General features: G+C 73.5%; 10 protein-coding genes and 1 pseudogene. 4 read left to right on the top strand and 7 right to left on the bottom strand.

The window, feature by feature from the left end:
• Positions 1-118: 118 nt before the first annotated feature.
• Positions 119-1,360 (top strand): glutamate-5-semialdehyde dehydrogenase, encoded by a 1,242-nt coding sequence (locus ABZS37_RS18100; RefSeq protein ID WP_355170262.1) that lies wholly within the window; start codon positions 119-121, stop codon positions 1,358-1,360.
• A gap of 27 nt (positions 1,361-1,387) precedes the next feature.
• On the opposite strand, the gene ABZS37_RS18095 is transcribed toward ABZS37_RS18100, so the two are convergent.
• From ABZS37_RS18095 to ABZS37_RS18070, 6 genes and pseudogenes are all read right to left on the bottom strand, one after another.
• Complete coding sequence (locus ABZS37_RS18095; RefSeq protein ID WP_355170260.1) at positions 1,388-2,224, bottom strand: prenyltransferase/squalene oxidase repeat-containing protein; 837 nt, start codon at positions 2,222-2,224, stop codon at positions 1,388-1,390.
• Between the two features lie 147 nt (positions 2,225-2,371).
• A pseudogene (gene moeZ, locus ABZS37_RS18090) lies at positions 2,372-3,620 on the bottom strand (adenylyltransferase/sulfurtransferase MoeZ).
• 56 nt (positions 3,621-3,676) lie between these two features.
• A complete protein-coding gene (locus tag ABZS37_RS18085) occupies positions 3,677-4,417 on the bottom strand; it encodes a DUF3152 domain-containing protein (protein ID WP_355170258.1) in 741 nt (246 codons plus the stop codon).
• A 192-nt stretch (positions 4,418-4,609) separates the two neighbouring features.
• Complete coding sequence (locus ABZS37_RS18080; RefSeq protein WP_355170256.1) at positions 4,610-5,461, bottom strand: DUF3152 domain-containing protein; 852 nt, start codon at positions 5,459-5,461, stop codon at positions 4,610-4,612.
• A gap of 5 nt (positions 5,462-5,466) precedes the next feature.
• A complete protein-coding gene (locus ABZS37_RS18075) occupies positions 5,467-6,441 on the bottom strand; it encodes an alpha/beta hydrolase (protein WP_354996751.1) in 975 nt (324 codons plus the stop codon).
• A 23-nt stretch (positions 6,442-6,464) separates the two neighbouring features.
• Complete coding sequence (locus tag ABZS37_RS18070; RefSeq protein WP_355170322.1) at positions 6,465-8,624, bottom strand: hypothetical protein; 2,160 nt, start codon at positions 8,622-8,624, stop codon at positions 6,465-6,467.
• A 1,385-nt stretch (positions 8,625-10,009) separates the two neighbouring features.
• Between ABZS37_RS18070 and ABZS37_RS18065 the strand changes: the two genes are divergently transcribed.
• Both ABZS37_RS18065 and ABZS37_RS18060 read left to right on the top strand, forming a co-directional pair.
• Entirely contained in the window at positions 10,010-10,648 is a 639-nt protein-coding gene (locus ABZS37_RS18065; protein ID WP_354996752.1) for a TetR/AcrR family transcriptional regulator, read from the top strand.
• 64 nt (positions 10,649-10,712) lie between these two features.
• Entirely contained in the window at positions 10,713-10,940 is a 228-nt protein-coding gene (locus tag ABZS37_RS18060; protein ID WP_266246431.1) for a DUF3107 domain-containing protein, read from the top strand.
• Between the two features lie 76 nt (positions 10,941-11,016).
• On the opposite strand, the gene ABZS37_RS18055 is transcribed toward ABZS37_RS18060, so the two are convergent.
• On the bottom strand, positions 11,017-11,667 hold the full coding sequence (locus tag ABZS37_RS18055; protein WP_355170254.1) for a ferritin-like fold-containing protein: 651 nt from the start codon (positions 11,665-11,667) through the stop codon (positions 11,017-11,019).
• A 318-nt stretch (positions 11,668-11,985) separates the two neighbouring features.
• Between ABZS37_RS18055 and ABZS37_RS18050 the strand changes: the two genes are divergently transcribed.
• The gene (locus tag ABZS37_RS18050; protein ID WP_355170252.1) at positions 11,986-13,728 is read left to right on the top strand and encodes a DEAD/DEAH box helicase; all 1,743 of its coding nucleotides are present in this window, start codon (positions 11,986-11,988) and stop codon (positions 13,726-13,728) included.
• The last annotated feature ends 5 nt before the right edge of the window (positions 13,729-13,733 follow it).

The raw sequence follows: 13,733 nt of genomic DNA, 5'->3' as shown, positions 1-13,733 counted from the left end.
TGGCCTCAGGCCGGCACGGAGCGCAGCGGAGTGCCGGCCTGAGCGAGCGCCAGCGAGCGAATCATCGACTCAGGGCGTTGTGGCCTCAGGGCGGCACGGAGCGCAGCGGAGTGCCGGCATGAGCGTCGTCGAGCAGGCGCGACGGGCGCGGGACGCCGCCGCGGAGTTGGCCGTGGCCACCCGTACGGTCAAGGACGCCGCGCTGGCGGCGATGGCCGACGCGCTGGTCACGCGTACCCCGGAGATCCTGGCCGCGAACGAGGCGGACCTGGCGGCCGGCCGGGAGGCCGGGCTGAGCGCGGCCGTGCTGGACCGGCTCGCCCTCGACGCGGGCCGGGTGGCCGGCATCGCCGACGCGCTGCGCCAGATGGCCGCGCTGCCCGACCCGGTCGGCGAGGTGGTCCGTGGCTCCACCCTGCCCAACGGTCTGGAGCTGCGCCAGATCCGGGTGCCGTTCGGGGTGGTCGGCATCATCTACGAGGCGCGGCCGAACGTGACCGTGGACGCAGCCGGGATCTGCCTCAAGTCGGGCAACGCGGCGCTGCTGCGCGGGTCGTCCTCGGCCGCACACTCCAACGCCGCGCTGGTCGCGGTGCTGCGCGACGCGGTCGCCGCCGCCGGGCTGCCGGCCGACGCGGTGCAACTGCTCGACGCCAGCTCCCGCGAGTCGGTCAAGGAGCTGATGCGCGCCCGAGGGCTCGTCGACGTGCTCATCCCGCGCGGTGGAGCGTCGCTGATCCGCACCGTGGTCGAGGAGTCGACCGTGCCGGTGATCGAGACCGGGGTGGGCAACTGCCACGTCTACGTGGATGCCGCCGCCGACGTGGCGAAGGCCGTCGCGGTGACGCTGAACGCCAAGACGCAGCGCCTCTCCACCTGCAACACCGCCGAGTCGCTGCTGGTGCACGCGGGCGTCGCCGACGCGTTCCTGCCGGCGATGCTGGCCGCGTTCGCCGAGGCCGGGGTGACCGTGCACGGCTCTCCAGAGGTGGCCGCATACTCAGCGGCCGTGGTCCCGGCCACCGAGGAGGACTACGCCACCGAATATCTGTCGGCCGACATCTCGGTCACGGTGGTCGACTCGCTGGACGCGGCGGTCGCGCACATCCGCCGGTACGGCACCGGGCACACCGAGGCGATCCTCACCGACTCGGCGAGCGCGGCCCGCGACTTCGTGGCCCGGGTGGACGCGGCGGCGGTGATGGTGAACGCCTCCACCCGGTTCACCGACGGAGGCGAGTTCGGGTTCGGCGCGGAGATCGGCATCTCCACGCAGAAACTGCACGCCCGTGGCCCGATGGGCCTGCCCGAGCTGACCAGCACCAAGTACGTCGTCACCGGGGACGGGCACCTGCGCTAGGGCGAACCGCCGCTCAGCCGGGCGGCCTCAGCCGGGCGTCGCGGGCCGGGCGGCCCGGATCGCGGACAGCGTGGCGTGCACGTCGAACGGGTGGCCGTCGTCGCTCTCCCAGCCGCCGTCGCTGCGCTGGGTCTCGGCGAGCCGGCGCAGGGCCCGCACCATGATCCAGTCCTGCGGGTCGATGCCGGCACGGCGCAGCGTGGCCGCCAGCCACGCCACGTTCCCCGGGGACATCTTCGGCATCCGCTCGGCGAGCACCACCTGGATCCGCGCTGACTCCTGGAACATGTCCTGCCGGTACAGCACCGCCGCGCTCAGCCAGCCGGCGGCGAGGAACGAGGGCCAACTGCCGTCCGGGCGCAGCCGTGCGGCGAGCGAGTGGGCCGCCGCCTGCACCACCCCGGCGTAGGCCCCACCGACCCGGTGGTCGAGCGGGCCTGAGGCGCGGGCGTCCAGGCCGGCAACGGTGAGCCAGAAACCGGCGTTGGCCGACAGGAGGAACCCGGCCTCCGGGTCGCCCGGCCGGGCCCACTCCGGAGCCGACTCGGCCAGCGACGCGTCCTCGTCCCAGCCGCCGTCGGCCTGCTGCCGGGAGGCCAGCCAGTCCAGTGCCCGGCGAGCGGCGGAACGGCCGAGCGCACCCAGGTCGTCCAGCTCGGCGAGCCGGAAACAGGTGGCGTCGATCGAGGCGATCTCGCCGCCCCAGGTGGCCGGCCAGCCGCCGTCGGATGACTGGCCGACCTCCGCCGTCTCCAGCAACTCGGCGGGCACCGGGGTGCCGTTGCGAAGCCAGGAAAGGCGGGCGCGTTCCACCGCGTCCCCATGCGCCACGACGAACCCGATCGCGGCTTCCAAGTCGACCACGGCGGGAACGCTACCTGCGCAGACGCGATGCCGCCTCGGAGAATCGGCCAGCCCGAAATGGCTGCGTCGCTCCCGCCGGAGGGCTGCTCGGCGTCGGCTGCGTCGATTTTGCCGGGGCGGCGGTGTCGGCCGCCCCGGCTCAGTCGATCAGTACGCGGGCAGCGACGGGTCGATCTGCTTGATCCAGGAGAGCACGCCGCCCTGCACGTGCACGGCGTCACGGAAACCGGCCGCCTTGAGCGCGGCGAGCGCCTCCGCCGATCGGACACCGGACTTGCAGTGCAGCACGATCTGCCGGTCCTGCGGGAGCTGCGCGAGCGCATCTCCGGAGATGATGTCGCCCTTGGGGATCAGGGTGGAGCCGGGGATCCGGACGATCTCGAACTCGGCCGGCTCCCGTACGTCGACCAGGAAGATGTCCTTGCCGGCGTCCTGCCAGTCCTTGAGTTCCAGTGCGGTGATCGTCGAGTCGAGCGTCGCCTCCTGGGCCTCCTCGGAGACCGCGCCGCAGAAGTCCTCGTAGTCTTCCAGCAGGTCGGTGACCGTCGGGTTCTCGCCGCAGAGCGCGCAGTTCGGGTCCTTGCGAACCTTGATCTTGCGGTATTCCATCTCCAGGGCGTCGTAGACCATCAGCCGGCCGACCAGCGGCTCACCGATGCCGGTGAGTAGCTTGATCGCCTCGTTGACCTGGATCGAGCCGATCGACGCGCAGAGAACCCCGAGCACGCCGCCCTCGGCGCAGGAGGGAACCATGCCGGGCGGCGGCGGCTCCGGGTAGAGGCAGCGGTAGCAGGGGCCGTGCTCGGCCCAGAACACCGACGCCTGGCCGTCGAAGCGGTAGATCGAGCCCCAGACGTACGGCTTGCCGAGCAGCACCGCCGCGTCGTTGACCATGTAGCGGGTGGCGAAGTTGTCGGTGCCGTCGACGATCAGGTCGTACTGGGCGAAGATCTCCCGGACGTTCTCCCGGTCCAGCGCGGTGTTGTGGATCTCCACGTTGACCAGGGGGTTGATCTCGCGGATCGATGCGGCGGCGGACTCCGCCTTGGACCGGCCGATGTCGGACACGCCGTGGATGACCTGGCGCTGGAGGTTGGACTCGTCGACGGTGTCGAAATCGATGATGCCGAGTGTGCCGACCCCGGCCGCGGCGAGATACAGCAGGGCGGGCGACCCGAGGCCACCGGCGCCGACACAGAGCACCCGGGCGTTCTTCAGCCGCTTCTGCCCGGTCACCCCGACATCCGGGATGATCAAGTGGCGTGAGTAGCGGCGGATCTCGTCAACGGTCAGCTCGGCGGCGGGCTCGACGAGCGGGGGCAACGACACGGTGGACTCCCCGGGATCGGCGGTGTGAACCGCGCCATTGTTGCTCGCCGGAGCCCCCCTCGGCCATGAGGGACGACACGTGGTCCGCGATGCGGGAGCGGGAATAACCGACGACCCCGTCGATCAGGGGACGATGTCACCCGAGTAGCGACGGCCGTCGACGTACGGCCAGGCGTTGGCGACGCAGCCGTGCAGGCCGTACGTCTGCTGCTGCATCACCGGGGCGGGTTCCCCCGGGCCGGGGCACGCCTCGTGCTCCTCGCCGAACTCGTGGCCCACCTCGTGGTTGATCACGTAGGTGCGGTAGGTGTCCAGCGGAGCACCGTAGTCGGGAACCGCCTCCATCCAGCGGGCCAGGTTGATGATGACCTGGCCGGGCAGACGGCAGGAGGTGTAGCGCTCGGTGGTCAGCCCACCCTCGGCGCACATCCGCTCGGACGTGACCGGGGTGGCCAGGTAGATGGTGAAGTCGGCGGCCCCGGCGTCGGCCACCCGTTGCACCCGCAGCTCATCGGAGGCGATCCAACTGCGCTCGTCGGCCAGCACCTCGTCAACTTTGGCGGCGAACGCGTCGGCGTCCTGGCCGGTGCCGCGTTCGACCGCGACCCGGTAACGACGCAGCGGTCCATCCGCACCGTGCACGGGTGTCTCACCGTCAGCCGCGGCGAACCGTCCCGCTCCGACCGACGGGTAGCTGGTGGGCGCCGGGTGCGCCGCCACCCCACCGCCGTGCCCCATTTCGCCCTGGGTGTTGGCGGCAGGAGTCTCGGCTGGCGGCTCGCCGCCCCTGTTCAGCAGCACACCGATGGCGGCAGCGAGCACGAGCAGGCCGAGCAGGAGACTGCGGCTACGTCGCCTGCGCATCCGGACGAGCGTGGGACGCGCGCCCCCGTACACCGACCGGCCGGATGGGTCGGGCGGCTGGGGCGGGCCGTAAGGGGACGACGGCGTCATAACGTCGAGCCTGCCAGATTATTCGGGCATTTCTCCATTTTTGCCGCTATTCACGCAAGGCGCCTGGTGGAGGGGCGGCAGGTCGGCGCGTCGTCCGGTCGCTCAGAGGGCAGGACCGGTGTGGCGGCGCCCGTCGAGGTACGGCCACGGATTGACCCGGCACCCGTTCAGGAAGAGCGTCTGCTGCATCATCACCGGCGCTGGCCGGCCCGCACCCGGGCAGCGCTCGTGCCGGTGCCCGAGCTGGTGACCCACCTCGTGGTTGACCACGTACGTCCGGTAGACCGCCAGCGGCACGCGGGCCGAGACGAAGTGCGGCACGGACAGCCGCCACCGATCCAGGTTGATGATCACCTGACCGGGTGCCCGGCAGGAGGTGTACGGCCGACCGCCGACCCGGATGTCCACCCCACCGTCGGCGCACATCCGACCCGCCGTACGGGCGGTGGCCAGATAGACGGTGAAGTCGCGGGGCGCACCTCCCGGCACCTGCTGCAGCCGCAGCCGACCGCTGTCGACCCAACTGCCCGGCCCGGCGAGCGCCGTCTGGACCGCCTGCGCGAAATCGGCGGCGTCCTCGTTGCTGCCCGACTCCACCGCCACCCGGTAACGCCGCAGCTCACCCGCCCGACCCAGCACCGGGCCGGAGCTGTCGTCGTAGCCGAACCTGCCTGTTCCGGCGCTCGGGACCGCGCCGGACACCCGCAGCACCGTGGGCGGGCTGGGCACGACAGGGTCGGAGGGCGACGAGTCGGCCGACGGCGGCAGCGGCGCGGCCACCAGCGGCGGCGCGGCGACCTCCTCGGCGGCCAGCCGTTCGGCGCCGGGGTGCCCACCCGGCCCTTCGGCGATCACGGTCACCGCAGCGCCGACGGCCACCACCACCGCCACCAGCTGGGCGAGCAGTGCGAAGCGTCGCTGACGACGAACGGGGCGACGGGCGGAGCTGGGCATCCATCTCAGCCTGCCAGATCGGACCGCCCGACGCTGTCCCCCGTTTCGGCGAGCAGACCCACCACCGCCCGGGCCACCAGGCGGGGAACTTCCAGCTGCGCCACATGACCGACGCCGTCGAGCATCATCAACCGGCTGTCCGGGATGACCCGGGCGGTCTGCGGCGCGACCCGCACGTCGATCAGACGATCCTGTCGGCCGCCCACCACCAGGGTTGGCGCCCGCACCGCCCCGGCGAGCCGCCACAGCGACCCCGGCCCCGGCAGATACGCCCGCAGGAAACTGGAGACCAGCCCACGAAACGTTCGGACGTACGCGGCGGCGTAGTGCGTCGCCTCGTAGCGCACCCGGATCTCCTCCAACGCCTCGGCCCGGCGCTGCTCGCAGATTCGGCTCAGGTCAGCCACGCACGCCTCCAACACCTGCTGGGCCATCACCTCGGGGGCGAGCTGGGTGAGCCACCGGGCGACCAGCCGTTCACCCCGGGGAATGGCGAGCACCGGCAGCATCCGCCCCTGCAACGAGCGACGGAAATCCAGGAACGGCAGAGCCGGAGAGATCAGGGTGAGGGTGCGGACCAGATCAGGCCGGAGCCCGGCCACCTGGACCGCGACCGCGCCGCCCAGCGAGTTGCCGAACAGGTGCACCGGACCCCGACCGGAGTGCTCGATCCAACGGACCACCAGATCCGCGAAGGCCGGAATGGTGTACCGACGCCCCGGCTCGCTGCGACCGAAGCCGGGCAGGTCGATGGCCTGACCGTCCAGCCGGTCGGCCAGCAGCCCGGCCAGGTCCGTCCAGTTCTGTGACGAGCCGCCCAGCCCGTGCACGTACAGCGCGGGCTCCGCGCCCGCGGCGGTGGCCGGGGTGTCCCGCACGTACGTGACCAGGCCGTCGAGGCGGACCTCCCGGCCCGGCCACGGCGGCGGAACATGGTCATCGGGAAGCAGATGGTCCGGCCAGAGGGTGGCACGTTTCATCGTTCCAGTCTGCCCCGGACCACTCAGGACAGCAGCGCCTCCAGCCGACGGTTCACCGCCGCCAGCGTCGCCCGGACAACCGCCTGCCGCGGGTCGCCGGCGACCAGAGCCGAGCCGGCAAGCTGCTCGACCCAGCCCTCACAGACGAGCAGCGCCACCACCGTGGCCACCTCGCAGTTGCCGAACGGCACCACCGCCGCGTGCTCGACGAAGCAGCGCCCCCGCTCGGCGTTCTCGGCGCCGCGCAGCAGCTCGTCCACCGCGGCGGCCGCCGCGACCGCGCAGAGCCGCAGCACGTAGCCGTCCACCGCCGGCCCGGTGGCGTACCCGGAGGCGCTGTCGCCCCCGGCCAGCAGCCGGACCTCGACGTTGGCGTCCAGGCCGAAAGTGCTGACCTGCACGTGCTCGATCACCACCCGCGGCCCCGGCGTGCCGCCGGTGTCCAGCGGCCGGGACGGCGCCGACTCCGTGGTGGTCACCTGACCACCGGAGTACGACGTGCCGACCGTCGCCGGGCTGCCGGTTGCGGCACCACCCGGGGCGGCCGAGACCGATCCGGGCTCCTCGACCGTGGCGCGACCCCGGTGGGGGGCGTTCGGCCGGCGTCGACGCGAGGTGTCCGTGCCGGGCCACTGCTCCGTGCCTGCCGGCGTGGCCCCGACCCGACCACCCGACGGACGAATGGCCGCCGTCGACTCGGCCGCCCGCACCTCGCCGTTACGCGGGTCCACACCGGCATCGCGTGGCTCTGCGCTCCGGGGCTCCGGGGTACGCCGCTCGGCGGGTCGGGGCTCGGCCGCGCGACGGCGAACCGGCGGGGGTGGCGTGGTGGGCAGACCGGGCACGTTCTGCGGGGCGGCGGCCAACCCCATCCGGTCCTGGAGCAGCCGGGCCACCTGTCGGCTCACCTCGGCCGGGTCGGCGCCGTCGGCCAGGTCCAGTCGCAGACTGTGCGCCCCCGCCGGGGTACGGCGCAACGCCGCGTCGCGGACACCCGCCACCTCCCGAACGGCGTCCAGGATCGCGTTGACGTCGAACCCTTCGGGGCGCTCCTGCAGCGGGGCTGGCTCGTCATCGCGGCGAAGGTGGGTGGCGATACGGGCGAGTTCCGGGGTTTCGGCGGGTGGCTCCACGGCTGGCGGCTCCGGCACGACGGGCACGTCCGGTTCCGCGGGGACGCGCTGCGGCAGCACCACCGCCGTCGGGTCCGGTTGCCGCCCGTCATCAGCCGGCGACCCCGGGTCGGGGGCGGATCGGCGAGCCGCGTAGGGCGAGGCGGACGAGGGTGCGGGCCGGTCACGGCGCCCGGACCCGCTCGTGGCGGGGGGTGGGACGGCTCCGGTGGAGGACGGCGTGGCCTCGGCGGATGACGGGGCGTTCGTCGGCGCTGTTGTGCGGGTTGGCTCGACGGGAGACTGACCCGCCGACTCAGGAGTCGCCGGCCGGAGCCGGAACGGTGCGGTCGGCCGGATCTCGGGCCGGGGCAGGCTGGGCGTCTCGCCCGCGTCACCCCCGCCGGGCATGCTGGCCGACTGGCTTGCCGCCCAGGACGGACGGTCGGCAGGGGCGGCGGGGATGCGACCCTCGGACCAATCCGGCCGCTGCGCCCGGGGCGTGCTCGCCGGGGTGGTCGGCGAACCGCCGGCCCAGGACGGGCGCTCCGCCACCAGGGGCGGGCCCGCCGGAGCTGGTGGCGCGTCGGCCAGCGTGGGAGGTGGCCCGGCCGGCGCCGGAGGTGGCGCGTCGGCCGGTACCGGGCTGGCGGCCCAGGTGGGGCGCGCCGACGGGGAACTGGTCGGCGCCGGATCGGGCCCACCAGCCCAGGACGGGCGCGCCGACGGGGAACTGGTCGGCACCGGATCGGACCCGCCAGCCCAGGACGGGCGTACCGGCGGGACGCTGGTCGGCACCGGATCGGGCCCGCCTGCCCAGGACGGCCGCACTGGCGGCGCACTGGTGGGCTCGGGGCCGGCCCCGCCAGCCCAGGACGGGCGGTCGACCCGGGGTGCACTGGTCGCCCCGGATCCGGTCCAGGATGGCCGGTCGGCCGGCGGGCCGCTGGTCGGCGTTGGGCCGGCCCAGGCGGGGCGCTCGACGACCGGCGGCGTGCGTGGCGACGACACCGGCGGGCCACTGGTCGGGGACGGGTCCGAGTCGGCAGCCGCGAGCGAGCGGTCGGGGATCGGCGCGGCGGCCGGGGGGGCCCAGGACGGGCGGTCGGTCGGCGGCACGCTGGTTGGTTCGGCGGCCCGCTCCGACGCAGCCTCGGACACGGGCTCGCTCCGGGCGGGGTCGTACCCGCGGGGCGGATCGGCGCGGACCGGTTCGTACGGGCGGGGCGGGGCGGCGCGCACGGGCTCGTAGGGCTGGTTGGGCTCGGCGACCCAACCCGGCGCGGACTCGTCCCGGGCCGGCGCGGACTCGTCCCGGGCCGCCGGGCCAGCCGGTTCGTCGTCCTGGCGGGACCAGGGCGGTGCCCACCCGCCGCCCCAGCTCGGGCGGTTCCAACTCGGCCCCGACCAGTCCGGCTCGATCTCCGGCGACTCTCCGGCACGGTGCGCGTCCCCAACACGATGCGCGTCCCCAGCACGGTGCGCGTCTCCGGCACGGTGTGTTTCTCCCGGCCGGGGGCCCTCGGCGGCACTACCCGGCTCGGTCCCATCGGCGCGCCCGGCCGGCGCCGGGGTGTGTCTCTGCGCTGCCGCGTGCTCCGGTGAGAGCGGGTCCCGCCAGTCGCCCGGCGCGGCCGGTGGTTCGTCGGCGGCCAGCCGCTCGACGGTGGGCGCGTGGAAGCCGGGCGGCACCTCGAAACCCGACGCGGCGGTGCCGACGGGCGGCACCTGGACGGCCGGTGGCGCCGAGGTAGGCAGCCCCGGCTCGGCCCAGCGGGCGCGGTGCGCGGCGGCCGGATCGACGGTGGAGTGCTGGGCGGGGCCCGTGTCGGGCTCGCCGGCCCCCTGCTCCATCGGCGGTACGGGACGTTGGGCGGGCACCACCAGCCGACCGCTGGCCGCCTCGGGCCGGCCCTCGGCGGGCAGCCCGGGCGGTGCGCTCACGGGTGTGGGGTGCCCCGTGGGTGGTTCGAGACCCGGATGGCGGACGCCATTGGCGTCATCCGGGTGGTGCACGCCGTTGGCGTGGTGGCCGTTGGCCCGGGCCGGCGGCTCGAGGTCGGCCGGCAGCCCGACCAGGGGCGACGGCAGGTCGCCGTGTCGCGTGGAAGAGGTGCGCCAGCCGGACGCGGGGTCGGGCTGCCAGCGCGGCGCCGTGTCCCGGACGTCCTCGCCATCGGCGGCTCGGGGCCACCCACCCGCCGGGGGCGCCCACCCGCTGACGGAACGGCCCGGGTCGTCGTGCTGACCCGCTCCGTCACCGTGCTCTCCCGGGGTGGCGGCTCCGGGTTGCCCTGTTTCACTCACCGCGCGCTCCTTGGTCGCCCCCGCTGAGGCTACCGTGTGCCGAGAGTGGCGATAAGTTACAGCGGCGGGCCATTTCCACGACGGGGCCCATGGGCTTCGCCCGGTCTGGGGGGAAAATGCCGGCTCGTACGGAGAACTCGGAGGATCCCATGACCGCTGCGGGGAACGGTGCACAGACCGCTGGCCGGCCCACCCGCCTGCCCCGCTCCGCGCGCCGTAAGCAGCTTCTTGCTGCGGCGCAGGAGGTGTTCGTCGCGCAGGGCTACCACGCCGCCGCGATGGACGACATCGCCGAGCGGGCCGGGGTCTCGAAGCCGGTGCTCTATCAACACTTTCCCGGCAAGATGGATCTCTATCTGGCGCTGCTCGACACGCACTGTGACGCGATCGTCGCCAAGGTGCGTGACGCGATGCGCGGCACCAACGACAACAAGGAACGGGTCGGCGCCTCGGTGCAGGCGTACTTCGACTTCGTCGATCACGAGAGCGAGGCGTTCCGCCTCGTCTTCGAGTCGGATCTGCGAAACGACCCGGCGGTGCGGCAGCGGGTGGAACGGGTCGAGCAGGGCTGTATCGCGGCGATCACCGACACCATCATCTCCGACACCGGGGTGAGCCGGGCGCACGCCGAGTTGCTCGCCTCCGGGCTGGTCGGCGCGGCGGAGACGGCCGCCCAGTTCTGGCTGGCCGGTGGCCGGCAGGTGCCAAAGGCCGAGGCCGAAGCGTTGGTGGCCGCGCTGTCGTGGCGGGGCATCGCGAGCTTCCCGCTGCAAGGTGAGTCAGCCTGACCGTCGACCCCGTGATCGGATAGCCTTCGCAGGGCGGTTCTTTCGCCCCAGTTGAGGAGGCACAGTGGAGGTCAAGATCGGCGTGCAGTACGCGCCGCGCGAACTGGTAGTGGACAGCGCGCAGTCGCCGGCCGAGATCGAGCAGATCGTGACCGACGCCTTCGCCGGCAACGGCGGCACGCTCTCCCTGACCGACGAGAAGGGCCGACGGGTCATCGTTCCGGTCGAGAAGGTCGCCTACGTCGAGATCGCCGAGGCGTCTCCCCGGTCGGTCGGTTTCACCGTCCGCTGACCGGTCCGGCCATCGCGGCAGGTCGGCGTTCGGCCCACCTGCCGCAGGCCGGCACCGGGCCCGACTCGCCGGGCGGTCAGTTGTTCAGCCCGGCGGCGGCCATCCGCACGGCATGTGCGGCGGTGAGCCTTCCGAACAGCCCCGGCACGTCGACCCGGTCACCCTGGGCGATCAACTCGGTGAGTGCGGCCCGCTCGGCGGCGACGCGGCCGGCCTGGGACAGCGCCTCGCCGACCAGCCGCCGCGCCCACATGGAGAGCCGGCCAGCCACCCGGGGCTCGTTGGCGACGGCTGCGCGGATCTCCGCGGCGGCGAAGTCCGCATACCGGGAGTCGTGCAGGACGTCCAGCACCAACGCCCGGTCCGGTTCAGCCAGCGCATCGGCGATCTCCCGGATGAAGTCGTCGGTGATCGCGTCGCCGACGTACGCCTTGGTGACCACTTCCGCCCAGTCTCGTGGCTCGGTCGAGTCGTGGTACGCCTGCAACGGCTCAAGGTAGGGCGCCATCGCATCCTCCGGCGGCACGCCCAGCGCGGTGAGCCGGTCGGCGAGGCGCCGGTAGTTGGCTATCTCGGCCGCGGCCATCTCGTTCAGCGCGGCTCGGCGGCGCAGGTCAGGGGCGAGCCGGGCGTCGCCGGCCATCCGTTCGAAGGCGAGCAGCTCACCGAAGGCGACCAGGCCCAGCAGGTCGGCGACGGCGGGACCGGGGGTGGTCGGCGCGGACACGAGCGCACGCTACCGCGCCCAACCGCGCGCGTGTGACCCGCGTGGGGTACGTCCCCGACTCCGTTCGCGCTGTGATACAAGTCACATTCGTCGCCCCCGCGTGGCGCCTGGCCGGATGGGAATCGGGACGGGGGCATGCCTGTTCAGGTAGCATGGAGCAGTTGCCGTGGGCGCCGATCTGATCGAAGCTCAGCCCGCGGCGCGCGTGCGGCCCGGTCCGGCTCGGCAATCTGCCGCCGACCGTGTGGCCCGCGTCATACCGAACGCGCCCTGAGGAAAAGACGGGGCGCACCCACGAGAGGGCACCCCTACATCCACATGAGCGAGCTGACTCAAGATCTGATGGACGGCCAGGAACTGGCCCCCACCGCCCCGGTTCGACCGGAGGCACCCACATTCGCCGCACTCGGCGCCCGCGCCGAGACCGTCGAGGCGCTGGCCGCGGCCGGCATCACCCGCGCGTTCGCCATCCAGGAATACGCGATCCCCATCGCGCTGCGCGGCGTCGACCTGATCGGTCAGGCACCTACCGGCACCGGCAAGACGCTCGGCTTCGGCATTCCACTGTTGGACCGGGTCTTCGCGCCGGGTGAGGGCAGCGACGGCGTCCCCCAGGCGCTGGTCGTCGTCCCCACTCGCGAGCTGGGCATCCAGGTCGCCAAGGATCTGGCCGCCGCAGGTCGGACGCGGGGCGTCCGGGTGCTGCCGATCTACGGCGGCGTGGCGTACGAGCCGCAGATCGACGCGCTCCGCAAGGGCGTCGAGATCCTGGTCGGCACCCCCGGCCGGTTGATGGACCTGCAGAAGCAGAAGCACCTCCGACTGGACCGGGTGCACGCACTCGTCCTCGACGAGGCCGACCGGATGCTCGACCTGGGCTTCCTCGACGACGTCGAGAAGATCCTCGCGATGCTTCCGGAAGACCGGCAGACGATGCTCTTCTCGGCCACCATGCCGGACCCGATCGTCACCCTGTCCAGGCGCTTCCTGCGCCAGCCGATGACGATCCACGCCGGGCACACCGCCGAGACCGGCCCGTCGCCGCAGACCCAGCAGCTGGTCTACCGCACCCACTCGATGAACAAGGTCGAGGTGGTGGCGCGCATCCTCCAGGCGGAGGGGCGTGGGTTGACCATGATCTTCACCCGTACCAAGCGGGCCGCCGACCGGGTCGCCGAGGACCTCGACTTCCGCGGGTTCGCGGTCGCCGCGGTGCACGGTGACCTGGGTCAGGGTGCCCGCGAGCGGGCGCTGCGGGCCTTCCGGGCCGGCAAGATCGACATTTTGGTCGCCACCGACGTGGCGGCCCGAGGGCTGGACGTCACCGGCGTCACCCACGTGATCAACTACGACTGCCCGGAAGACCAGGACACCTACACCCACCGGATCGGTCGCACCGGCCGGGCCGGCGCGACGGGTGTCGCGGTGACCTTCGTCGACTGGGACGACATGCCGCGCTGGCGGATCATCGACAAGACCCTCGGTCTGGAGATGCCGGAGCCGCCGGAGACGTACCACACGTCGCCGCACCTCTACACCGACCTGCACATCTCCACCGAGGTCAGCGGCACGCTGCCCACCGCCGAGCGCACCCGCGCCGGGCTGTCCGCCGAGATCGAAGAGGACCTGGGTGGGACGACGCGCTCCCGCCGGGGCGACAGCGGTGCTCGGGGTCCCCGCCGCGGTGACAGCCGGGGCGACGGTCGCGGTGAGGGCCGAGGTGAGGGCCGGGGCGAGCGCCGTGGTCGGGGCGACAGCCGCCGCGACCGCTCCGACGCCGGCACGCCGGCCGCCGCCGAGGCACCCGTAGGCATGCCGACCGCCGTCGATGCGCCTGTTGGCGAGACCGCCGAGGAAGGCACCCGTACCCCCCGCCGCCGGCGTCGCCGCCGGGCCGGCGACGTGGTCGCGGGCGAGCCAACCGCGGTGATCTCCGCCGACGACAGCCCCACCGAGCCGGCCGAGGCGTCCGACGGCGAGCCGTCGAAGCCCCGCCGCCGCCGTCGCCGCCGTGGTGGCGGTTCCGGTGCGGGTACGCCGGCCGAGGCGACCGCGGACTGACCACC

This window comes from Micromonospora sp. NPDC005413 (assembly GCF_040606435.1).
Taxonomy (GTDB): Bacteria; Actinomycetota; Actinomycetes; order Mycobacteriales; family Micromonosporaceae; genus Micromonospora.
Note: the sequence above shows the minus strand (reverse complement) of the source record. Positions and strands in the feature narration are given on the sequence as shown.

Excerpts from the sequence above, each read along its gene's own strand:
- ABZS37_RS18100 (WP_355170262.1), top strand. The coding sequence starts at position 119 with ATGAGCGTCGTCGAGCAGGCGCGACGGGCGCGGGACGCCGCCGCGGAG.
- ABZS37_RS18085 (WP_355170258.1), bottom strand. The coding sequence starts at position 4,417 with ATGCGCAGGCGACGTAGCCGCAGTCTCCTGCTCGGCCTGCTCGTGCTC.
- ABZS37_RS18080 (WP_355170256.1), bottom strand. The coding sequence starts at position 5,461 with ATGCCCAGCTCCGCCCGTCGCCCCGTTCGTCGTCAGCGACGCTTCGCA.
- ABZS37_RS18075 (WP_354996751.1), bottom strand. The coding sequence starts at position 6,441 with ATGAAACGTGCCACCCTCTGGCCGGACCATCTGCTTCCCGATGACCAT.
- ABZS37_RS18065 (WP_354996752.1), top strand. The coding sequence starts at position 10,010 with ATGACCGCTGCGGGGAACGGTGCACAGACCGCTGGCCGGCCCACCCGC.
- ABZS37_RS18050 (WP_355170252.1), top strand. The coding sequence starts at position 11,986 with ATGAGCGAGCTGACTCAAGATCTGATGGACGGCCAGGAACTGGCCCCC.